Origin of the sequence: Jeotgalicoccus nanhaiensis, assembly GCF_015235105.1 — a bacterium.
Classification (GTDB): Bacteria; Bacillota; Bacilli; order Staphylococcales; family Salinicoccaceae; genus Jeotgalicoccus; species Jeotgalicoccus nanhaiensis.
In genome coordinates this window covers 57,499-78,072 of record NZ_JADGLW010000004.1, presented here as the reverse complement: position 1 = coordinate 78,072, position 20,574 = coordinate 57,499, and the positions used below count along the sequence as shown (strand labels likewise).

Sequence of the window (20,574 nt, the reverse complement as noted above, 5' to 3'; positions counted from 1 at the left end):
AAGCACAAGGAGGTTTTTTCAATGAATGAAGGAACTGTAAAATGGTTTAACGGAGAAAAAGGTTTTGGTTTCATCGAGCAAGAAGCAGGAGACGACGTGTTCGTACACTTCTCAGCTATCCAAGGTGAAGGATACAAAACTTTAGAAGAAGGTCAAAAAGTTACTTTTGAAATCGAAGAAGGACAACGCGGACCACAAGCTGTCAACGTTGCAACTGTTTAATAAATAGTTTAATTTTTTAGAGAGACACCTCAGGGTGTCTCTTTTTTTGGTTTCTATATTTATATGATTACCTGGATAAGGAATAGATTTATGTTAATTTTTTGCGGTTTTTCTCCTCTGCTTTTGAGAAGATGTTGCACATTGTCAAAGTCACAGTGACCCGGTAACAGCTCTAGCGGGTCATTGTCAAAGTCACAGTGATCCGGCAGCGACTCTAGCAGGTCATTGTCAAAGCCACCGTGACGGGATGCAACTGTTAAAGTACGATACTAAATCACCGTCGTCGTCCAGCTCTCCAATCACTCACACCAAAATCTCAAAATACCCATTTAAAACACAAAAAACCCGAAACCATTTAATAATGATTTCGGATTTCTCAAAGTTATTAACGAGAGTAGAATTCAACGATTAACTGTTCGTTAATGTCGGCATTTAATTCACTGCGTTCTGGCAGTCTGTCGAAAGTAACTTCTAGGTTATCTTTGTTGAATGTTAAGTACTCAGGTGTGAAGTTGCTTAATTCAACAGCTTCAGCAATGATATCAAGGTTACGTGATTTTTCACGAACTCCGATAACCTGACCTGGTTTAACGATAAATGAAGGGATATCTACACGTTTGCCATCCACAGTGATGTGACCGTGGTTAACTAACTGACGTGCTTGACGCTGTGTGCGGGCAAGTCCTGAAGCACGAACGATTGCGTCTAATCTAGTCGCAAGCAAGATCATGAAGTTCTCACCGTGAACACCTTTCATTTTACCTGAACGGTCGAATAAAGTGCGGAATTGACGTTCGTTAATTCCATACATGTAACGGAGTTTTTGTTTCTCCTGTAATTGCATACCGTACTCTGATAATTTAATTCTTTGTGTTGGACCGTGCTGACCCGGCGGGTACGGACGACGTTCCAATTCTTTGCCTGTGCCAGTCAGGGAAATTCCTAAGCGGCGTGATTTTTTCCAGATTGAACCTGTAAAACGAGCCATAATTAGCTCCTCCTTATGTTTTATAATATATGCAAAAAACATCATAAGGGAATAATCTCCTGCGAGGGTATACGATTTAAAGTGCCTTCGCCTCATAGCATTGGTTACGCAGCACACCAACCGCGGGGACCGCATACTTACTTGCAATGATTATCCGCTACTTATACTGTTCATTTACACAATAATTCATTTTACACCTTCGGATACCCAAAGTCAATATTAAATGTAGTTAATTAAAGTATCAACAAAGGCTTTTAAGCCGTTGCGGTCTTCTTCTGTGAAACGTTCGTAAATCGGCGCATCGATATCGAGCACTCCGATGCCTTTGCCGTCTTTGTAGAGCGGCAGAACGATTTCGGATTTGCTGTTTGCGTCGCAGGCGATGTGACCCGGGAATTCATTTACATCATCCACGATAAAAATATCGTTGCCGCGGAAAGCTGTACCGCATACGCCTTTGCCGTTTTCAATGCGCACGCATGCAGGGAGCCCCTGGAACGGTCCGAGTACTAATTCATTCGTTTTTTCTTCATATAAGTAGAAACCGACCCAGTTAATATCTTTAAGGAAATAATTTAAAAGGCTGGATGCGTTTGACAGATTCGCAATTCTGTCCGATTCATCTTCGATAAGACTTTTCAGCATTTTGTTGAGTGTCTCGTAATCTTTAATTTCAATATTAGTAAACATATTATGCCTCCGTGCTTTTTATGTATATTGGTGATTTTAAAGAATTATACATTTATATGTTTTGCAACGCAACGTTTTGAGCTATAATTGAGTATATATCTAGGAGGTAAAGTGTATGTGGGTGTATATATTAATCGCGATTATCATTTTGGTTATCGTGGCAGCAGCTGTACTGCTGTACTTAAGATCTGTAAAAACACAAATGATTGATACTCAATACAGCAGACTGCATGAAGTAAATCAGCTTCCATTTAAATTGGATTTAGTGAAATTAAAAAACTATAACCTGCACGGCGAAGCGAAAGAGCTTTACGACAAATGGCAGGATGAATGGAACGAAACATTAAATACTCATAGTACACATGCAACAAATGCACTTGAACAGTCTAAAACAAACGTTGAGCAATTTAAATTTGCCAAAAGTACAAAAAATAATGAGCTCGCAGGGGAAAATATCGAGATTATTAAAAATAAGTACGATGAACTGACTGAAGAAGTTGCAGGGTTTACAAAAGCTGTTGAAGAGGGGAAGCATCAGAATATTGAAAGCGAACGCTTGTACCGCGAAGCAAAACGCGATGTACTCGCCAACGGCCACAAATTCGGAGATGCGAAAAAACCGCTGGAAGAAGTTATTAAAGCTTATGAGCCGGAAGTTGCAAGGTACGAAAAAATGGTCAATGATGGAAACTATCTGCGTGCCAATGAGTTTATCTTCAACACTTACAACGAACTGCTGAACTTAAAAGACAGCATGGATGAAATTCCGAAACTTATTAAAGAAGTTCAAAAAGAACTGCCGCAGCAGTTCCAGGAACTGCGTTACGGCTGCAGAGATTTGCGTGCTAAAGGATACGATCTTGATCACATCAAAGTAGAAAACAGATTGTCAACGCTGAAAAGCAACTTAAACCGCGTTGAACCGCTGGTTGCGAAACTCGAGCTTGAAGAAGCCGACTCTATTTTAGAGAGTATTCACGACGAGCTGGATGATATGTATGAACTTGTAGAGCATGAAGTTAATGCAAAGAATAAGTTCGACGGCGGCAAGGATGTTATTACAGATGAATTATTTAACGCCAAAGCATTGAACTATACACTGCGCACTGAAATCGATTATATTAAAGATCAGTATCATATCGATGAATCCGATGTTCAAAAGGTAATGAATTATGAAAACGAAATTGAAAATCTGATTTCGATTTACAGCGGTATGATTGAAGAAACTGAGAAAAACACGACGCGCTACAGTGCTATCGTGGATAATATCGATTATTTAAAAAATAATGCGCATACGATTCATGAAGAACAGAACAGCATTCAGGAGCATCTGGTCAGTTTGCGTGAAGATGATGCGGAAGCTCGTGAGAATCTGCGTTACGTCAATGACCGGAAAGAAAAGGTGTACCGTGAACTGATGGCATCGAACCTCGTAACATTGCCTGAGCAGTTTATCGTTATGAAACATGAAATTGAAGTAAATATCAAAGAAATTGAAAATTACTTCAGCCGGCGCCCGCTGAATGTGGAATACGTTAAAGCCAAAGTAAATGATACTGTTCTGATGATGAATAAATTTGAACAGGAAGCATATGCGGTGATGAGAGATTCAGAGCTGACGGAGCTGATGATTCAGTACGGCAACAGATTCCGCAGTACGGATGCGGATTTGAATGCTCATTTAAATGAAGCAGAGCGCTTATTTAAAGAAAACCGCTACAAACGTGCACTGGACGTTGCTAAAGATGCAGTGGAAAGTGTGGAGCCCGGCAGTGCGGCGAAAATAGAAAAACAATATGATAATAATTAACATCATGACTTAGGATATGTCATATCCTAAGTCATTTTATGTGAGAGGTGAATTAGGATGATATATTTTGATAATGCGGCGACGACAGCACCTTACAAAGAGGCGCTTGGAACATATATAACAGTGAGCGAAAAATATTTTTACAATACAGCAAGTATTCATCAAAGCGGCAAAGATGCAGCGAAGCTGCTTGAAGCGGCTCGCGCTCAAATACTGGATCTGATGGGCTTGAAGACTTATGATTTAGTTTTTACAGCAAGTGCGACGGAAAGTAATAATATAGCGATTCAAAGTATGCTGAGACGGAAGAAACAGTTCGGCAGTACGATATTGACGAGTGAGCTCGAGCACCCGAGTATCGTCAACGTGCTGGAAGCAATGAAAAAGGATGGTTTTACGGTTAAGTATATTAATACCAACGAAGACGGTACGGTAAATTTAGATCATTTAAAATCATTGCTGGATAGCGATGTTGTTTTCGTAACAGTGATGGCGCTGAATAACATTATCGGCAGCATCCAGCCGATAGAAGAAATTATCCGGATGCTTAAAGACTATCCAAAAGTTCATTTCCATGTCGATGCGACTCAAGCGATTGGCAAGACGGACTTGAATTACAACGGTGTCGATACAATCAGTATTTCCGCCCATAAATTTAACGGAGTAAAAGGCATCGGGGGACTGTTTATAAGAGATCTCGCAACAATGAGACCTATCCAGTACGGCGGAGGGCATGAGTATAATGTCAGAAGCGGGACAGTCAATCTGCCAGGAGCGGTATCAATGTCTAAAGCGCTCCGTCTGACGCTCGGTGAGGCGCGTGAAGTAAAGGAAAGACTATCGCAATTTAATGAGAAAATAAGAACGGCTGTACAGGACCTCGAATTTATTTATCTTCAGCCGAAGGCAGCGTCTTATATCGTGAACATGTCATTTATCGGTGCAAAAGGCGAAGTAGTCGTAAACGCCTTATCAAAACGCGGTATTGCGGTGTCGACGACAAGCGCCTGCGCATCCAAACTGGCCACGTTGAACGAGACGCTGCTCGCCTTAAATAATGAAGATAAAATTATCGAAGGCAGCATCCGTATATCGATGGGGCGTCATACCACTGAAGACGATGTAAATAAATTGATTACAGCATTACGAGAGGTTTACGAAGAATTAGGAGATGTACTGAAATGAAATTTGATCATATATTAATACGCTACGGCGAACTGACCCTGAAAACAAAAAACAGAAAAATGTTTGTAAATGCACTTCGCGACCGGATGATGAAAGCATTGAAACAGTATGACGTACAAATTAAAGCGAATCGAGACCGCGCATATATCGTTTTAAACGAAGAAGATCCGCATGAAATTATTGATAAACTGACTAATATCAGCGGTATTTTAAGCATGTCGCCGGTCGTCAGACTGGCAAAAACGGATGAGGCAATGAAGGAAACAGCTCTTAAATTTGCTAATGAAATTGAAGCGGGCCATACTTTTAAAATAGAAGTGAAACGGGCGGACAAGCAGTATCATCTGGATACCTACGGCGTCCAGCAGCTGCTGGGCAACCATGTCTTCGAAAACACATCGCATCTTACAGTTAACGTCAAAAATCCAGATTATAAAATACTGGCAGAAATAAGACCAGATGCAATTTACATGTACTACGAAACGATTAAAGGACTTGGCGGCCTGCCGCTCGGCACCGGCGGCAAAGCGCTGCTCATGCTGTCAGGCGGAATTGACTCGCCGGTAGCGGGAATTGATATTATGCGCCGCGGTGTGGAAATCGAAGCGATTCACTTTCACTCTCCGCCTTACACGAGCCCGCAGGCGACTGACAAAGTTAAGGCACTCGTCGATATTATGAGTGAAAGAACGGGTTATGATATTAAACTTCACATCGTTCCGTTTACAGAACTGCAGACAACCTTGTATGACCGAATTCCGGATAACTTGTCGATGACTTCGACACGCCGTATTATGCTCCGCATCGCTGAAAAATTAACTAAGAAAATTGGCGGAGAAGCAGTCGTCAACGGTGAAAACCTCGGGCAGGTTGCTTCGCAGACCTTGACAAGCATGTACGCGATAAATGAAGTGACCACACTGCCGGTTCTCCGTCCGCTGCTCACTTTAGAGAAAAATGATATTGTGAAAATGGCAAAAAAAATGGGAACATATGAAACTTCCATTCTGCCATTTGAAGACTGCTGTACAATCTTTAAACCGAAAGCACCGAAGACGAAACCATCATTGGAATCGGTGAAGAAATTCGAAGACGTCGTTGACTTTGAACCGATGATTGAAAAAGCGATGGAAAATATCGAAGTATATATGCCGTCGAAAAAAGAAAAAATTGAAGATGACTTCAGCGATCTGCTGTAAGGCGTGTTATCCCCGGAAGATTGACTTCCGGGGATTTTTTATATAGCTTGAAACTAAACTGAGAATTAAAGGGGGAAATTTATGAGAAGTTTAGGATTTTTATGTCTGCTTGGTGTAATTTTATTATTCGGCACGCTGGCTTTGGATTTACATAACTTTGGTTTGTTGACTTACGGACTTGGATTCATTTTAACTATTCTGGCAGTATATTTTTTTGCTAAAGATAATAAAATGAAGAGAAGGTAATTTCTTTTAATACTGAACCTCTGTCGTACTCGGGAGCTAGTTCAAGTCCAACGTCAAATCGCTGTCGTACTCGGGAGCTAGTTCAAGTCCAACGTCAAATCGCTGTCGTACTCGGGAGCTAGTTCAAGTCCAACGGCCGATCACCGTCGTAATCGGGAGCTAGTTCAAGTCCAACGGTAAACCGCCGTCGTACTCGGGGTCCCGTTCAAGTCCAACGGTAAATCGCCGTCGTACTCGGAAACCGTCGAAAATCGTTAATTCTCCAAAAAGCCACACAAAAAGGCAGATTCTCTTCGAAATCTGAGGGTCTGCCTTTTAAATTTGCTTATATATCCCAGCGCTCAGGAAGCAGCGCGCTCAAGGGAACAATTCTGTCTCCGGATACATGAACATTGCATTCATAATTTCTGTTATTTATCTGCACGATAAACTCCCTGCACCTGCCGCATGGCGGAAGTACACGGCCGTCACGGTGCACCGCGATAATTTCTTTAATGCGTGTTTCGCCTGCCGTAACCATCGCTGCAATTGCTGAATGTTCTGCGCAAAATCCGATCGAGCAGGCGACATCGATTGCAACGCCGGTAAATACATTATCATTTTCCGTTAAAAGTGCAGAAGCAACATAGCCGGCTTTGCCGTTCCGCGCAAGTTTTCGCGGCCGGAGCGTATTTTTCGCCATCTTATGCAAATCAAGATTTTCTGTCATATTTCTCCGCCGCCTTTACAGGAAATTCCTCTGCGTTTTGTGCCAGAATGTATTATTGTGCAGTCTAATAGTTTTAATTGTTTTATCACTTAACTTGATACTCACTTTTTCAGTGTTCTGCACGCTTAAAGCTTCATTGTCCATGCTCATAATCGGATAGTAATTATCGGACTGGTCGATAACTATTGTAATAGGACGTTCCTTCGAGAGGAGAAAACTCGTTCCGAGTGTACGGTGATTATTATTGTTGACACTGCCGAGTTCTGTTACCTGCATGGCGTTGATCAGAGGATCAACTACGGCGCCGCCGAGCGATTTGTTATAGCCTGTTGAACCGGTCGGTGTCGAAACCACGATTCCGTCTCCATTAAAATGTTCAAACAGAAAATCTTCTATGTAAATATCCATCATAATTGTGCGGACCAGGCTCGAGCGCAGTGTAAATTCATTCAGGCAGTAGTTGGGCTGGTTATTATTTACTTTTACTTCGATAACAGGATAGTTGCGCATCTCGAAGTTATTCAGATTAAATACCTGTCTGATTTCAGCCAGATTATGGTAGTTGAAGTCCACATACATATAATTGCGTTCTTCAATCCCGATGCCGATGTACATACAGTCGTTTCTGAAATCATTTTTTCTGACCGCCTGTAAAAAGGCACCATCTCCGCCAATTGATGCAACGATACTCGCGTCATTACAATTATCAACAGTTTTAATTCCGAGATTATCGAACAGGTTCACAAGATCGCTGACAATTTTTTTAGAATTTTTATTACTGGGTTCAAAGAAATAAATAGTGTTATTTACCATATTTAAAGTACTCCTATATCTAAATAATTGTTTTATCCATTTTAGTTAATTATTAAATAATATATTTATTTCAAATTATATACTAGTGAATGATTTTATGCATGACTATCGTTTAAATATAAGTCTTCACAGCATATCTTGTGTCTGTCAAAAACGATAAAATCTCTACTGTAATTTGAAGATAAAAAATTCCGGCTGTGAGGCGAAACGTAATTAAAAAAATGTTATCATAAAATGGACTTTTAAAAATAGGAGGATCTTTCATGAAAAGAATTATCGCTTTAGTTTCAGCAATCGCGCTTGTGATACTCGGTCTCGGCACGTCGTTTATGACATCGCTGTGGGCGAGTGACTGGCAGGATATGTTCGATGACTTTTCAGATTCAGGAGCACCGATTTCCCAGGTGCTGGAAGAAGGGGATGCAGGCAGTAAAATTGCCGTCGTAAATTTTGACGGCGTGATTCAGGATACAGGTTCTATGGGCGGCGGAATGTTCGCGACAGAAGGTTACGACCATCCGATGACAATCCAGGCCTTAAAAGATATTGCAGCTGATGATACATACAGTGCAGTATTGCTGAATGTTAACTCACCGGGCGGCGGTGTCTTCGAAAGTGCAGAGATACATAAGTATTTAATGGAAATTAAAGAAAGCGGCAAGACAATTTACAGTTCGATGGGGAATATGGCAGCGTCCGGCGGCTACTACGTATCTGCACCGGCTGATCAGATTTTCGCCACTGATGAAACAATAACAGGTTCAATCGGTGTCATAATGCAGAGCATGAACTACAGTGAACTTGCTGAAAACTTCGGCATTTCTTTCGATGTGTATAAGAGCGGCAAAATGAAAGATATGATGTCCGCTTCACGCGAAGCTACTGAAGAAGAGCAGGATTACCTGCAGAGCATTGTCGATACGATGTTCCAGGATTTTGTTGATGTGGTAGCTGACGGCCGCGGCATGTCAGAAGAACAGGTAAGAGAGCTTGCTGACGGCAGAATTTACCTCGGCGGCGAAGCAATTGAAAACGGACTGGTTGACCAGGAAGGCTACTTTGACGATGCACTGACTGCCTTGAAAGAAGAAATCGGCGGGACACCGCAGGTAGTTGAATTCGGCGGCGCTCAAACGACTTCATTCCCGTTCGGTGTTAAAGTCCAGAACGCTCTTGAAAGTATTACCGGCGGCGGAGAAGTTAAAATGGTTCAGGAACTGATTAACAACCGTCAGGGTGCCGAACCGATGTATCTATATGAATAAGGAGGGGTATCGATGGAAGAGACTAACGGAATTGTAAGAAAAGATACCGATTATATCCAGCAGCTGGAATATATGACCCACGCTGCCTTTTTCCCGAGATTCGTCGGCTATCTTATAGATATTATCGTCCTTTGGGCTGTGGCTCAACTGACAATCGTACCGGTTCTGACTATGCTCGGTGTTAGAGATGTCTTTTTCGGGATCGAAGCATTGTCGCTTGAAAATATCTCGACGACACTTTTGTATTTTATCTACTTTACACTGATGACTTACTTCTTTAAGCAGACACTCGGCAAAATGATATTAGGCATCAGCGTTATTTCTTCAAAAGGAAAGAAACTGACTTTTTCTCAGGTGTTTTTCAGGGAAACAGTCGGCAGAATCATTTCGAATACTTTATTGTATTTACCATACCTTGCAGTGCTGTTTACCGATTCAAAAATCGGACTGCATGACTTTATCGCTGACACGTACGCGGTGAATAATAAGTACAAGGCTTACGGTGATGCTATTAAAAGTGAAATGACTCCGGAGAATGCACAGAAGCTGCAGGAGAAAGAAGAATTCAGCACCGCATCAAAACGCAACTTCTAATAGAACCCGATGTTAAGTAATTGAAGCGGCGGAGACGATATAATATAATCAGGTAACTAGGACTATCCTAAATGGATAGTCCATATTTTTTTAAAGAGGGATATAAATGGCGAAAACTACGATGGAACAAGTATATGAAGAACTGAATACCAGAATAGATGAGATTGTTAAAAAAGATGAAAAACCGAGACTGGAAGCACTTGCTGAAAGCCTGCTGCAGGTGAATGCGGAAGGTTCTTTAAGCGACCTCAGAAAAGCTTTTCAGTTTTCCTATCTGAACCAGGTCAAAGAAGAGCCGGTGCAGAGCAACCACCAGCTGACACCGGATGCAATCGGCTACCTAGTTGCGCATATTATCGATTTATTTACTGCAGGCAAAGAAACTGAACTGCTCGATATCGGCAGCGGTACAGGGCATCTTGCGATGACAGTTAAGGAAATGGTCGATAATGTAAACTTGTCCGGGGTTGAAGTTGATCCGGCACTCGCGGAAATTAACGCAAACCTGTGCGAATTTTTAAAAGTGCCGATGTATATTCATCCGCAGAACGTCATTGAACCGAGCAGGATTCCGTCAGGTGATATCGCGATTGGCGACCTGCCTGTAGGGTATTACCCGCTGCCTGCTGCCAATTACAAGACAGCCTTTGAAGAAGGACAGAGCTATGCGCATCTTTTAATGCTTGAAGCGGGTATGAATTTAGTGAAAGACGACGGCCTCGGGGTCTTTATCGTACCGTCGAATATGCTGGAAGAAAATAACGAAACGATTAAAAAATATATTTCTGAAGATGCGACACTGCTGATGTTTTTAAATCTGCCGGCAACGATTTTCAAAACTGAAAAACAGCGGAAATCAATTATTGTGCTGAAGAAAGGTTTCTCGCCTCTTGTTAACAACGAAGTATTAATCGGCGATGTGCCTGACTTTAAAAATGCTGCGAAAATGCAGGAATTTTTACGTCAGCTGAACGACTGGTATGAACAGTACAGCGGAAAGCAGTGATAACACCATGACAAAAATACTTGCGATAAATGCCGGCAGTTCGTCTTTTAAGTTCGAGCTCTTTAATATGCCTGAAGAAACTGAAATTGCACGCGGGCTGGTTGAACGCATTGGTCTTTCCGGCGGGAAATTCACCTTGAACAGCGAAGGCGGCCGCGAAATAATTGAAAGAGATTTTAGAAATCATAAAGAAGCAGTTAACGTGATGCTGGAAACTCTAGTGGATAAAAATCTTATCCAATCAATCGAAGATATTGACGGTACCGGCCACCGTGTAGTGCACGGCGGAGAAACATTTACCGATGCCGTTGTTATCGATGAAGCAGTTACCAGAGAAATCGAGAAGCTGTCTGAATTTGCGCCGCTCCATAACCCGGCTAACCTCATGGGGATTCAGGCGATGATGGAGCTGCTGCCTGACGTGACTCATGTCGCAGTATTTGATACATCCTTCCATCAGACGATGCCGGAAAGTTCTTATCTGTACAGCCTGCCTTATAAGTATTATAAAGACTACCGCATCCGTAAATTCGGCTTCCACGGCACGAGTCATAAATATGTGACGAATCGTGCCGGCGAGCTGTTAAAACGTCCGCTTGAGGAACTGCGTCTGATCAGCTGCCACCTCGGTAACGGAGCGAGTATCGCTGCAGTTAAAGCAGGCGAGTCGCTGGACACGTCGATGGGCTTTACCCCGCTCGCTGGTGTGACGATGGGAACGCGCTCGGGTAACATCGACCCGTCGCTCATCCCTTACATAATGGAAAAAACCGATAAAAGTGCAGTGGAAGTGCTGAACGTGCTGAACAAAGAATCCGGTCTGCTTGGTGTCAGCGGATTTTCAAGCGATTTAAGAGACATTACTGAAGAAGCGAAAAATGGCAATGAACGCGCTGAACTGGCCTTAGAAGTATTCAGCTCGAGCATCCATAAATATATGGGCTCCTATGCTGCCCGCATGGGCGGTGTGGATGCGATAATATTTACAGCGGGTGTCGGGGAAAACTCTGCGCTGATCCGTGAAAAAGTATTGAACAGTCTCGAATTTATGGGAGTTTATCTGGATAAGAAGACGAACAATGAAACCGTCGGTATTGAAGCGACAATCAGTCATTCCTATTCACCGGTTAAGGTGCTGGTAATTCCGACGGATGAAGAAGTGATGATAGCAAGAGAAGTCTTGAGCAAGATGGCTTAGTAAGAATGGCTGGAACTATACATTGTGAGATTTTCATTTGCCGCTTTCATCGGATAATGATGGAGGCGGCTTTCCATCTTTAAAAAGAAAAAAAACTCATGCCTGCTTGAAACACCTCTTGGATATCTCAAGCAGACACGAGCTCTACCTAAAATTAATTTTACTATATATATTTTAAGTGTTCAAGTAATGTCATGCAATTTAAAGGAAGATACTAGAAATAAAGGATGAGATGAATGTATGTTTGAATCTGTAAGACTGACTAATCAAATACTAAATGAATTGGGATCTTCTGAAGTAAACGATGTTGAAATTGAACCATTGAATATTGAGTATGAAAGCTGTCTTTTTTATATAGATCAAAAGAAGTACAGAAGCAGAAGAGCGAAAAAAACACCAAATAAAAAAGGTTATTTTACTGTCTTTTGGATAAAAGACGATAATAATAAAAACCGGCCGTACAATTGGGAGGAAACTCCCGGGAAAATAATAATTACTTTTATAGACGAGGATAAAAAAGGCCAATTTATATTTCCGAAGGAAGTTTTATCGGAAAGAAATATTATTACAACAGATAATAAGAAAGGCAAGATGGCTTTAAGAGTTTATCCACCTTTCGAAACCTCACTGAATAAAACGGCTGAACAGACTCAGAAATGGCAAAGTGACTATTTTATTGATTTGACGGATAGTATTAATAAAACAAAATTTAGTGAGTTATACTAAAAATAAAAAGAAAAGGTGATTTTTATCATGAAAATCAGAGCGCTCGAAGAAACGGATTTGAAGTTTGTCCATCAGCTGAATAATGAATATTCGATTATGTCCTACTGGTTTGAAGAACCGTATGAATCACTGACCGAATTAAAACATCTATATAAAAAACATTTGATTGACGATGATGAGAGAAGATTTGTCATTGAGGACGACGGAGTACTGGCGGGAATTGTCGAGCTGGTTGAGATCAACTACATCCACAGAAACTGTGAAATCCAAATTATCGTGCAGCCGGAATTTAACGGCAGAGGCTATGCGAAATTTGCCTTCCGAGAATGTCTGGCATACGCCTTCGATATTTTGAATATGCACAAAGTCTATCTGTATGTCGATACGGACAATGAAAAAGCAGCTCATATATACAAAAAGAGCGGCTTTACGATAGAAGGAACTTTAAAAGAACAATTTTATACTAAAGGTGAATATCAGGACGCCTATCTGATGGGGCTGTTAAAGCGCAATTGGCACCGGGGAGACTAACCAGTTCTTATGGACTGTTTTTTTAATTCGGAAAAATAGGGTATAGAATAAAAGATAACTCTAAATTGTTTAGACAGGAGTGTAACTATGCTTGTAGTAATAGATGTTCAAAATGACACTTTTGATGAAAGAGGGAGCAACTTTGCGGAATGGTCCAAGGTCATTGAAGAGGCTGTTGCAAAAAGAATTGACCAGGCAATAGAGAATAACGAATCCATTATCTATACAAAAAATTTGTATCCCGATTTTGAATATGATGAACGCTCCGCAGAATCCATTCATTTTGATGAAGCGATATATCCCAAATTCTACACACGGCTTGAGGATTACGGTGACGAATACACGAAAACTTTTTACGGCATTCCGCCGAACCAGGCGCAGAATATATATGAGAACTATAAAGATGAAGTCGAGACGAACCAGACCATTGAATTTATCGGTGTCGAAACAAACGTCTGTGTCCTCGCAAATATTATGGTGATTCAAAATATTTTCCCGGAAGCGAATATTACGGTGAATAAAAAACTTGTGGCCGCAGCAAGCGATGACCTGCACGATAAAACGCTTGAAGTACTGTCGAATATGAATGTATTTGTAGTGGAATAAAGACTCGGGACAATGAATGTCCTGAGTTTTTTTGTTCTATGGGAAGTTAGGGGGGGTGGATGCCCATGTGGTTTTGACATGGGCATTTAAACGGTGTTGGATTCCCATGTGGTTTTGACATGGTCATTTAAACGGCGTTGGATTGCCATGTAGTTTTGACATGGGTATTTAAACGGTGCTGGATTGCCATGTGGTTTTGACATGGTCATTTAAAAGGTGTTGGATTGCCATGTAATTTTGACATGGGTATTTAAACGGTGCTGGATTGCCATGTAATTTTGACATGGGTATTTAAACGGTGCTGGATTGCCATGTGGTTTGGACATAGCCAATTAAAAGGCGTTGGATGCCCATGTGGTTTTGACATGGGCATTTAAACGGTGTTGGATTCCCATGTGGTTTTGACATGGGCAATTAAACAGTGCTGGATGCCCACCTAACTTGAACATGGGCACCCAACCAGCAAAAGTATCTCAACGCACATAAAAAAAGAGGATATCGCTCCGATATTCTCTTGAAACACTATTTATTTCTCTCGGCTTTTATCTTCTCAACGCCTTCACGCACGAGTGGTGCAACTTTTTCGCCAAACAGCTCAATCGTTTTAAGCACCTGCTCGTGCGGCATTGTACCGACCGGTGTCTGAAGTGTAAAGCGCTCAACGCCCATATGTTCATATAAGGCGATAATTTTTCTTGCCACAGTTTCGGGACTGCCGACATATAAAGCGCCTTCCGGATCGCACATATTATCGAAGGCTTCTCTCGTATACTGTCCCCAGCCGCGCTCGCGGCCGAGCCTTGTCATCGAACTTGAAATAGCTGGAAAGAACAAATCGCGTGCTTCACCGTCTGTATCCCAAATGAATCCGTGTGAGTTTGTTGCGACTTTCAGTTTGCTTTTATCGTGTCCTGCTGCTTCACCGATTTGACGGTAAAAGTCAGCGATTCTTGCAAACTGAAAAGGGCTGCCGCCGATTATTGCGAGCACTAAAGGCAGTCCGAGTTCTCCGGCGCGTTTAGCGGATTGCGGTGTACCGCCGCTTGCAATCCAAATCGGGATTTCATCCTGCACTGGTTTTGGGAAAATCTCAGCATTTTCTAAAGCCGCTCTATGCGTTCCGGACCAGTTAATTTTTCCGCCTTTTTGCAGTGTAAGGAGCAAATCCAGTTTTTCATTAAACAGTGTATCGTAATCGTTTAAATTGTAGCCGAACAGCGGAAACGATTCGATAAACGACCCGCGTCCTGCCATTATTTCAGCACGGCCGCCTGAAATTCCGTCTAAAGTCGAAAAACGTTCATAAACGCGTACCGGATCATCCGAAGAAAGAACCGTCACACCGCTAGACAGACGGATATTTTTAGACACTGCTGCGCCCGCTGCGAGTACGACATCCGGTGCACTGACTGCATAATCATTTCTGTGATGTTCCCCGATTGAAAACACATCGAGACCGGCGCGGTCAGCTGTTTCTATTTCGCGCACGAGTTCCTGCAGACGTTCTGCATGGGATATTGTTTTTCCGGTTTGAGGATCAAAAACCGCATCTCCAAACGTATTAATTCCAAGTTCCATAAGTAACCTCCGGTTATAAATTTGAATTCAGTGTAGCTGATATTCTTCAAATAAAAAAGTAATGAGCTCGAAAGCCCATTACTTTAATATAAATCATTCAATTTAACATTAGCGATTTTGTTCAATAAATTCTTCAGTCGCTACCATAGGCTCAAAGTCCGTAGGTAATGTTTCAGTGCGGACAACCAGCACGTCACATTTAGCGTTTCTTACGATAGCTTCAGAAACCGAACCGATAATAAAACGTTCTACAGCGTTCAAACCAGTCGATCCGCAGGCGATTAAGTCTGCGCCGATTTTTTCTACGGCTTTTTTAGGAATGATTGATTTAGGTGAACCATAGTCGATGATTTTCTCTACATGTTCAACACCTTTATCTAATGCGACTTTCTCATATCCGTCCAGCAATTTTTGCGCAAATTCGTTGGCACGTGCTGAAATTGAACGGTCGTACGCTTCAACAGACGCGAAAGAGCGAGTATCGATAACGTTGATAATAGAAAGTTTCGCGTTGTTACGTTTCGCAGCTTCGACTGCTTTCTGGAATGCCCATTCTGCTTCGTGTGATCCGTCTACTGCAACTAGGATGTTTTGATATTGTAACATTTAAAATCAACTCCATTTCCTCTTCTTAGTTATATTATACCACATGTATGCGCTCTCAAAACTTTAAATATTGAGACAATTATAGACCAAATTGTGACTTATTGTGATACAATATATTTGTTTGAATAAAGGGGGATTTGGAAATGATTATTGGTATACCGAAAGAAGTAAAAAACAACGAAAACAGAGTCGGTTTAACACCGGGCGGCGTTTACGCTTTCGTGCAGGCCGGACATACTGTTCGCGTAGAAAAAAATGCAGGCAGCGGTTCTTATTTTGAAGATGAAGCATACATTGAAATGGGTGCAGAAATCGTCGGTACTGCAGCTGAAGCCTGGGATTCAGAAATGGTTGTAAAAGTAAAAGAACCATTAGCCGAGGAATTCGATCTTATTAAAGAAGAATCTATTTTGTTTACATACTTGCACCTTGCTCCGGAAGAAGCTTTAACTCAAGTGCTTGTCGATAAAAAAGTAACGGCAATTGCCTATGAAACGATTCAGCTGCCGGACGGCTCGCTGCCCCTTCTGGCGCCGATGAGTGAAGTCGCTGGACGCATGGCACCGCAGGTCGGCGCTGAGCATCTGAAAAGCATCAACGGCGGAAAAGGTATTCTTCTCAGCGGAGTTCCGGGGGTAGAAAAAGCTAAAGTGACTATCGTCGGCGGGGGAGCTGCAGGTACGAACGCTGCTAAAATGGCAGTCGGCCTCGGTGCGGACGTAACAATTTTAGACTTGAATCCAAAACGCTTAAGAGAACTCGATGATTTATTCGGTCCGCGCGTACAGACATTAATGTCAACGCCTTTAAACATTAAAGACTCCGTAGAATCGAGTGATTTAGTAATTGGTGCAGTATTAATTCCGGGAGCGAGAGCACCGAAACTTGTCACTGAGGAAATGATTAAAAATATGGCGCCGGGCTCTGTAATCGTCGATATCGCAATCGATCAGGGCGGTATTTTTGAAACGACTGATAAGATTACAACCCACGATGACCCGACCTATGTGAAGCACGGTGTGATTCATTATGCAGTAGCAAACATGCCGGGAGCTGTACCGCGTACATCAACAAACGCACTGACAAACGCAACACTTCAGTACGGACTCTTGATTGCCAACAACGGCTACAAAGAAGCACTAGTTAAAAACCCTGTTATTGCAGGCGGATTTAACACCTTCCAAGGTCATGTAACTTATGAAGCAGTTGCAGAAGCTCAAAACAGAGAGTACGTCAGCATTCACGATTTACTGAAATAAAATAAGGAATGGCAGCCGTCGCAGCTGCCATTTTTATTTGAAATGAGATTCCATGAACGTCGTTATTTCAACAAAGTACATGCAGTATTTTCTATGAACGTTGTCGATTCAATAAAGTACATGCAATACTTTCTATGAACGTTGTCACTTCAACAAAGTCCATACACTAGATAAAACGCTCTATTTATCAATCACAGCAACATCAAACGGAATACTTTTCTTTAAATCCTCGAGCTGTTCAGTCCGGACCAGCGGAATAATCGACAGCCGCTTCTTCACGTGCATTTTTAACTTCGCAAGAGGCTGCAGTTCTTTAAAGTTTCTAATATCAATCTCCCGAAGGTCGTATATCACCCCGGAGACGTCATGATCGATAAAAATCTCGGCGAGACGGCTGTGTAAAAAGTAGGGAACCTTCGTAAAGGACGGCCCGATGATAAAGTGCTTGTTCCTGATTTCATTCGACAGAGTTTCGATAAGCGCCGTATCCACATCATGAAAGTCGCGTGTAAATATCTGGTCGACTATAAATCCGTCGGCTGCAGTTTCTCCGCGTATCGTTTCAATCAGTGTATTTTCAATCATGAAGCCGTTCGTCTCATGGAAGTTGTTTATCGCTATATAAATTTCGCCGGCTGGTGTAAGCGCGCGCTGCATGGCCGGCAGTGTTAAATTCGGTGTGTTAAAGTCAGGGTAGGCAAAGAGTACAGCGTCAGCTTCCATACTGAGTGCATGTGTTAAATAAATATGTTTCATCGTATCGTCTCCTTATATGCAAAATGTCATTTTGATGATTATTAAAATGTATTTACGGGAATAGACTATTATTAATAATTTTAAACAGGAGTGGTAATTTTGACTGTAAAATTTCATGGACACGCGGTGCTTTCGTTCAATAATAATGACACAGATGTCATTATCGACCCGTTTATTAACGGCAACGATTTAACAGATTTAACGGTTGAGAACATTAAAGCTGATTATATTATACTAACACACGGCCACAATGACCATGTGGGCGATACAATTGAAATCGCTAAAAATAATAACGCGACAGTAATCGCACCTGTGGAACTCGCGGCTTATGTAGAAGCACAAGGCGTGGAAAATACTGTCGGCATGAATGTCGGCGGGGAAGGCGAGTACGACTTCGGTAAAGTGAAATTCGTTCACGCATTCCACACGTCAAGCTACACAGATGGCGAAGACGTAACCCATTACACAGGTGAGCCGATGGGCTTAATTTTAACAATTAACAATAAGAAAGTTTACGTTACAGGCGACACCGGTCTGTTCGGCGATATGGAACTGATTGCTAAAAGAAATGGACCGATTGATGTATGCTTTATTCCAATCGGCGACCACTTTACTATGGGCATCGACGATGCGGCTTACGCAATTAACGAACTGATTAAACCGACGATTGCTGTGCCGGTGCACTTCGATACCTTCCCGCCGATTAAGCAGGACCCGGAAGAATTTAAAGACAAAGTCAGAACGGTCTGCCAGGTGCTGAAACCGGGCGAAGCAGTCCAGTACTCATAGAAAGATGAAGGAAACTCTCTGTGCAGAGTTTCCTTTTTTCTTTTATACACACAGATTATTCGTGCTATGATAAATTTAACGGGAAATAAAGAAATTGGGTGAAGACATGTCGAAACATGAAGATATATTAAAATACATAAGAGGACTCAGAGAGGGCAGCAGTTTATCCGTCAGACAAATCTCAGGCTATATGGGCGTCTCGCTAGGCACGAGCTACCGTGCGATTAAACAGGCGGAGCAGGACGGTCTTGTGAAGACGGTGGAGAGAGTCGGCACCTTCCGCATCGTCCAGCGCGAAGTAAAAAGCCACGGTAAAATTATGTTCAGGGAAGTCAACCGCGTAATCCAGGGAACCGTTCTTTCCGGAGATAACTACCTTGATAAAGAGATTTCGAGAATATTAATCGGGGCGATGCAGACGGAAGATCTCGTAAAATATTTAGAACCGAACGGTCTGTTAATCGTCGGCAACCGTGAGAAGTCCCAGCGGAAGGCACTGGAAAATGGTGTCGGCTTATTAATTACCGGCGGCTTCGGCACCGGGGAAGAAATCCTGAAACTGGCAGAAGAAAAACAGCTGCCGGTTATTTCCACGACTCACGACTCGTTTACGTGTGCATCGATTATACACAGGGAAGTTTACAGCCTGTCGCTGTCGCAGAACATTGTTACCGCCGGCAGCCTGATGGTAAAACAGGAGCAGTACACGATTGATATAAATGAACTCGGCACGGAAATTCATCCCGAAGATAAAAACATGATTCTCTTAAACGGCAACCGTTTCGTCGGAGCCATCCGTTCGAAATATCTCGATGAAATGACGAAGGATAACTATACTTCTTATCTGCTGCCGGATTACAGTGCAGAAGAGGATACGACGCTCCTGTCCCTTCGGCAGATTATGAGCTGGCATCAGCTGAATATAATTCCGGTGGTGGAGTCCGGTGATTACAGAGGCATCGTCCACCGGAGAGAAGTGTTTAAAAATATATCATCGAGAAACTTAAAATCGGGCATGTCGACAGATCAGCTAATCGACAGGGAAATTAAAATCGACAGCAATAAAATCAATATCCGGGTCATGCCGTTTATGGCGGACGAATACGGTTCGCTGTCGCAGGCAAACTTTATGCGCCTCGCGGAGCGTTTAATACTCGTTGTGCTTCAGGAGAATGATATTCACAGCTATCACATCGATACTTACAACATCATGAACTTTAAAATTGTACAGCTATATCAGGAAATAGAACTGACCGGTGAAATTATCGACCGGGGCGAGCAGTTTATCCGTCTGGAAATCATCCTCAACGTTCAGGGAACTGCATATTCCAAGGCGACCTTCATGATTCAGCATTTCAACGAAAAATAAAAAACATCCTGCTGTAAAATTTACAGCGGGATGCTTTTCTATGTATTGCTTTTATTTTTTGCGTTTGGCTTTGTTCGCTTTCATCGCTTCAAACTCTTTCCATGCCTGCTCTTCAATGGGCAGATTTCCCTTGAAGTATTTCCGCGCTTTATTAAAGTAAAACAGCTGGTAGGCACCGAGCAGCACGAACAGGCCGCCGATTAAATAAGCAACGGCAGTGTGGAACTGGACTATTGAGTTCAAACCGAACGCGATGAGAAACAGGGCAAGCCATATTCTCGCAATACTGTTATAATACGCGCCTCTGACGTCGCGGATTGTCCGTATCTTTCTGACTTTGAAAACCACAAAAAGAATAAAGGTAAAGACAATCGCTGTGACGAGAAATGACACGGCAAGCGTGTACAAGAATTCCATACGTTACAACTC

Annotated in this window: 23 protein-coding genes; 15 read left to right on the top strand and 8 right to left on the bottom strand. The window is 42.3% G+C overall.

Annotated elements, in window-relative coordinates; translation table 11 throughout:
* The first annotated feature begins 21 nt into the window (after positions 1-21).
* Positions 22-222, top strand: coding sequence for a cold-shock protein (locus tag IR135_RS07285; protein WP_135098129.1), 201 nt, complete (start codon positions 22-24; stop codon positions 220-222).
* Between the two features lie 385 nt (positions 223-607).
* Here IR135_RS07285 and rpsD read toward each other — a convergent pair whose 3' ends face one another.
* On the bottom strand, positions 608-1,210 hold the full coding sequence (gene rpsD / locus IR135_RS07280; RefSeq protein WP_115884120.1) for a 30S ribosomal protein S4: 603 nt from the start codon (positions 1,208-1,210) through the stop codon (positions 608-610).
* 219 nt (positions 1,211-1,429) lie between these two features.
* Positions 1,430-1,900 carry a GAF domain-containing protein gene (locus IR135_RS07275; protein WP_135098126.1) on the bottom strand — a complete coding sequence of 157 codons (471 nt, stop codon included), beginning with the start codon at positions 1,898-1,900 and terminating at the stop codon, positions 1,430-1,432.
* Positions 1,901-2,015: 115 nt separating this feature from the next.
* On the opposite strand from IR135_RS07275, the gene IR135_RS07270 reads away from it, so the two are divergent.
* The 4 genes from IR135_RS07270 (at position 2,016) to IR135_RS07255 (ending at position 6,340) form a co-directional block, all read left to right on the top strand.
* Entirely contained in the window at positions 2,016-3,710 is a 1,695-nt protein-coding gene (locus tag IR135_RS07270) for a septation ring formation regulator EzrA (RefSeq protein WP_135098124.1), read from the top strand.
* 57 nt (positions 3,711-3,767) lie between these two features.
* Positions 3,768-4,895, top strand: a complete 1,128-nt coding sequence (locus tag IR135_RS07265; protein WP_135098122.1) for a cysteine desulfurase family protein — start codon at positions 3,768-3,770, stop codon at positions 4,893-4,895.
* The gene (gene thiI, locus IR135_RS07260; protein WP_135098120.1) at positions 4,892-6,094 is read left to right on the top strand and encodes a tRNA uracil 4-sulfurtransferase ThiI; all 1,203 of its coding nucleotides are present in this window, start codon (positions 4,892-4,894) and stop codon (positions 6,092-6,094) included. Before IR135_RS07265 ends, thiI begins: the two co-directional genes overlap by 4 nt.
* 81 nt (positions 6,095-6,175) lie before the next feature.
* Positions 6,176-6,340, top strand: coding sequence for a hypothetical protein (locus IR135_RS07255; protein WP_167753386.1), 165 nt, complete (start codon positions 6,176-6,178; stop codon positions 6,338-6,340).
* A gap of 325 nt (positions 6,341-6,665) precedes the next feature.
* Here the strand turns inward: IR135_RS07255 and IR135_RS07250 are convergent, their stop codons facing one another.
* Complete coding sequence (locus IR135_RS07250) at positions 6,666-7,049, bottom strand: cytidine deaminase family protein (RefSeq protein WP_135098118.1); 384 nt, start codon at positions 7,047-7,049, stop codon at positions 6,666-6,668.
* Positions 7,050-7,064: 15 nt separating this feature from the next.
* Positions 7,065-7,862, bottom strand: coding sequence for an NAD kinase (locus tag IR135_RS07245; RefSeq protein WP_135098116.1), 798 nt, complete (start codon positions 7,860-7,862; stop codon positions 7,065-7,067).
* Positions 7,863-8,125: 263 nt separating this feature from the next.
* Here IR135_RS07245 and sppA point away from each other — a divergent pair, with 263 nt between their 5' ends.
* From sppA to IR135_RS07210, 7 genes are all read left to right on the top strand, one after another.
* Positions 8,126-9,127, top strand: a complete 1,002-nt coding sequence (gene sppA / locus IR135_RS07240) for a signal peptide peptidase SppA (protein WP_135098114.1) — start codon at positions 8,126-8,128, stop codon at positions 9,125-9,127.
* Positions 9,128-9,139: 12 nt separating this feature from the next.
* Positions 9,140-9,721: an RDD family protein gene (locus IR135_RS07235; protein WP_115884128.1), complete on the top strand. Its 582-nt coding sequence runs from the start codon at positions 9,140-9,142 to the stop codon at positions 9,719-9,721.
* A gap of 106 nt (positions 9,722-9,827) precedes the next feature.
* Positions 9,828-10,727: a class I SAM-dependent methyltransferase gene (locus IR135_RS07230; RefSeq protein ID WP_135098112.1), complete on the top strand. Its 900-nt coding sequence runs from the start codon at positions 9,828-9,830 to the stop codon at positions 10,725-10,727.
* 7 nt (positions 10,728-10,734) lie between these two features.
* Positions 10,735-11,925 carry an acetate kinase gene (locus tag IR135_RS07225; RefSeq protein ID WP_135098271.1) on the top strand — a complete coding sequence of 397 codons (1,191 nt, stop codon included), beginning with the start codon at positions 10,735-10,737 and terminating at the stop codon, positions 11,923-11,925.
* Positions 11,926-12,165: 240 nt separating this feature from the next.
* Positions 12,166-12,651, top strand: coding sequence for a MepB family protein (locus IR135_RS07220; protein ID WP_135098110.1), 486 nt, complete (start codon positions 12,166-12,168; stop codon positions 12,649-12,651).
* A gap of 27 nt (positions 12,652-12,678) precedes the next feature.
* A complete protein-coding gene (locus tag IR135_RS07215; protein WP_135098108.1) occupies positions 12,679-13,182 on the top strand; it encodes a GNAT family N-acetyltransferase in 504 nt (167 codons plus the stop codon).
* An 87-nt stretch (positions 13,183-13,269) separates the two neighbouring features.
* On the top strand, positions 13,270-13,788 hold the full coding sequence (locus tag IR135_RS07210) for a cysteine hydrolase family protein (protein WP_135098106.1): 519 nt from the start codon (positions 13,270-13,272) through the stop codon (positions 13,786-13,788).
* A 522-nt stretch (positions 13,789-14,310) separates the two neighbouring features.
* On the opposite strand, the gene IR135_RS07205 is transcribed toward IR135_RS07210, so the two are convergent.
* Both IR135_RS07205 and IR135_RS07200 read right to left on the bottom strand, forming a co-directional pair.
* Entirely contained in the window at positions 14,311-15,366 is a 1,056-nt protein-coding gene (locus IR135_RS07205) for an LLM class flavin-dependent oxidoreductase (RefSeq protein ID WP_135098104.1), read from the bottom strand.
* A gap of 108 nt (positions 15,367-15,474) precedes the next feature.
* The gene (locus IR135_RS07200) at positions 15,475-15,972 is read right to left on the bottom strand and encodes a universal stress protein (protein ID WP_115884134.1); all 498 of its coding nucleotides are present in this window, start codon (positions 15,970-15,972) and stop codon (positions 15,475-15,477) included.
* Between the two features lie 143 nt (positions 15,973-16,115).
* Here IR135_RS07200 and ald point away from each other — a divergent pair, with 143 nt between their 5' ends.
* On the top strand, positions 16,116-17,231 hold the full coding sequence (ald, locus tag IR135_RS07195; protein ID WP_135098102.1) for an alanine dehydrogenase: 1,116 nt from the start codon (positions 16,116-16,118) through the stop codon (positions 17,229-17,231).
* A 180-nt stretch (positions 17,232-17,411) separates the two neighbouring features.
* On the opposite strand, the gene IR135_RS07190 is transcribed toward ald, so the two are convergent.
* Positions 17,412-17,987, bottom strand: coding sequence for a hypothetical protein (locus tag IR135_RS07190; RefSeq protein WP_135098100.1), 576 nt, complete (start codon positions 17,985-17,987; stop codon positions 17,412-17,414).
* 99 nt (positions 17,988-18,086) lie between these two features.
* Between IR135_RS07190 and IR135_RS07185 the strand changes: the two genes are divergently transcribed.
* The gene (locus IR135_RS07185; protein ID WP_135098098.1) at positions 18,087-18,776 is read left to right on the top strand and encodes a metal-dependent hydrolase; all 690 of its coding nucleotides are present in this window, start codon (positions 18,087-18,089) and stop codon (positions 18,774-18,776) included.
* 106 nt (positions 18,777-18,882) lie between these two features.
* Complete coding sequence (locus IR135_RS07180; protein ID WP_135098096.1) at positions 18,883-20,145, top strand: DRTGG domain-containing protein; 1,263 nt, start codon at positions 18,883-18,885, stop codon at positions 20,143-20,145.
* Between the two features lie 51 nt (positions 20,146-20,196).
* On the opposite strand, the gene IR135_RS07175 is transcribed toward IR135_RS07180, so the two are convergent.
* Positions 20,197-20,562 (bottom strand): YtpI family protein, encoded by a 366-nt coding sequence (locus IR135_RS07175; protein ID WP_135098094.1) that lies wholly within the window; start codon positions 20,560-20,562, stop codon positions 20,197-20,199.
* Between the last annotated feature and the right edge of the window lie 12 nt (positions 20,563-20,574).

Coding starts and splice junctions, on each gene's coding strand:
- IR135_RS07285 (WP_135098129.1), top strand. CDS start 22: ATGAATGAAGGAACTGTAAAATGGTTTAACGGAGAAAAAGGTTTTGGT.
- rpsD (WP_115884120.1), bottom strand. CDS start 1,210: ATGGCTCGTTTTACAGGTTCAATCTGGAAAAAATCACGCCGCTTAGGA.
- IR135_RS07275 (WP_135098126.1), bottom strand. CDS start 1,900: ATGTTTACTAATATTGAAATTAAAGATTACGAGACACTCAACAAAATG.
- IR135_RS07270 (WP_135098124.1), top strand. CDS start 2,016: ATGTGGGTGTATATATTAATCGCGATTATCATTTTGGTTATCGTGGCA.
- IR135_RS07265 (WP_135098122.1), top strand. CDS start 3,768: ATGATATATTTTGATAATGCGGCGACGACAGCACCTTACAAAGAGGCG.
- thiI (WP_135098120.1), top strand. CDS start 4,892: ATGAAATTTGATCATATATTAATACGCTACGGCGAACTGACCCTGAAA.
- IR135_RS07255 (WP_167753386.1), top strand. CDS start 6,176: ATGAGAAGTTTAGGATTTTTATGTCTGCTTGGTGTAATTTTATTATTC.
- IR135_RS07250 (WP_135098118.1), bottom strand. CDS start 7,049: ATGACAGAAAATCTTGATTTGCATAAGATGGCGAAAAATACGCTCCGG.
- IR135_RS07245 (WP_135098116.1), bottom strand. CDS start 7,862: ATGGTAAATAACACTATTTATTTCTTTGAACCCAGTAATAAAAATTCT.
- sppA (WP_135098114.1), top strand. CDS start 8,126: ATGAAAAGAATTATCGCTTTAGTTTCAGCAATCGCGCTTGTGATACTC.
- IR135_RS07235 (WP_115884128.1), top strand. CDS start 9,140: ATGGAAGAGACTAACGGAATTGTAAGAAAAGATACCGATTATATCCAG.
- IR135_RS07230 (WP_135098112.1), top strand. CDS start 9,828: ATGGCGAAAACTACGATGGAACAAGTATATGAAGAACTGAATACCAGA.
- IR135_RS07225 (WP_135098271.1), top strand. CDS start 10,735: ATGACAAAAATACTTGCGATAAATGCCGGCAGTTCGTCTTTTAAGTTC.
- IR135_RS07220 (WP_135098110.1), top strand. CDS start 12,166: ATGTTTGAATCTGTAAGACTGACTAATCAAATACTAAATGAATTGGGA.
- IR135_RS07215 (WP_135098108.1), top strand. CDS start 12,679: ATGAAAATCAGAGCGCTCGAAGAAACGGATTTGAAGTTTGTCCATCAG.
- IR135_RS07210 (WP_135098106.1), top strand. CDS start 13,270: ATGCTTGTAGTAATAGATGTTCAAAATGACACTTTTGATGAAAGAGGG.
- IR135_RS07205 (WP_135098104.1), bottom strand. CDS start 15,366: ATGGAACTTGGAATTAATACGTTTGGAGATGCGGTTTTTGATCCTCAA.
- IR135_RS07200 (WP_115884134.1), bottom strand. CDS start 15,972: ATGTTACAATATCAAAACATCCTAGTTGCAGTAGACGGATCACACGAA.
- ald (WP_135098102.1), top strand. CDS start 16,116: ATGATTATTGGTATACCGAAAGAAGTAAAAAACAACGAAAACAGAGTC.
- IR135_RS07190 (WP_135098100.1), bottom strand. CDS start 17,987: ATGAAACATATTTATTTAACACATGCACTCAGTATGGAAGCTGACGCT.
- IR135_RS07180 (WP_135098096.1), top strand. CDS start 18,883: ATGTCGAAACATGAAGATATATTAAAATACATAAGAGGACTCAGAGAG.
- IR135_RS07175 (WP_135098094.1), bottom strand. CDS start 20,562: ATGGAATTCTTGTACACGCTTGCCGTGTCATTTCTCGTCACAGCGATT.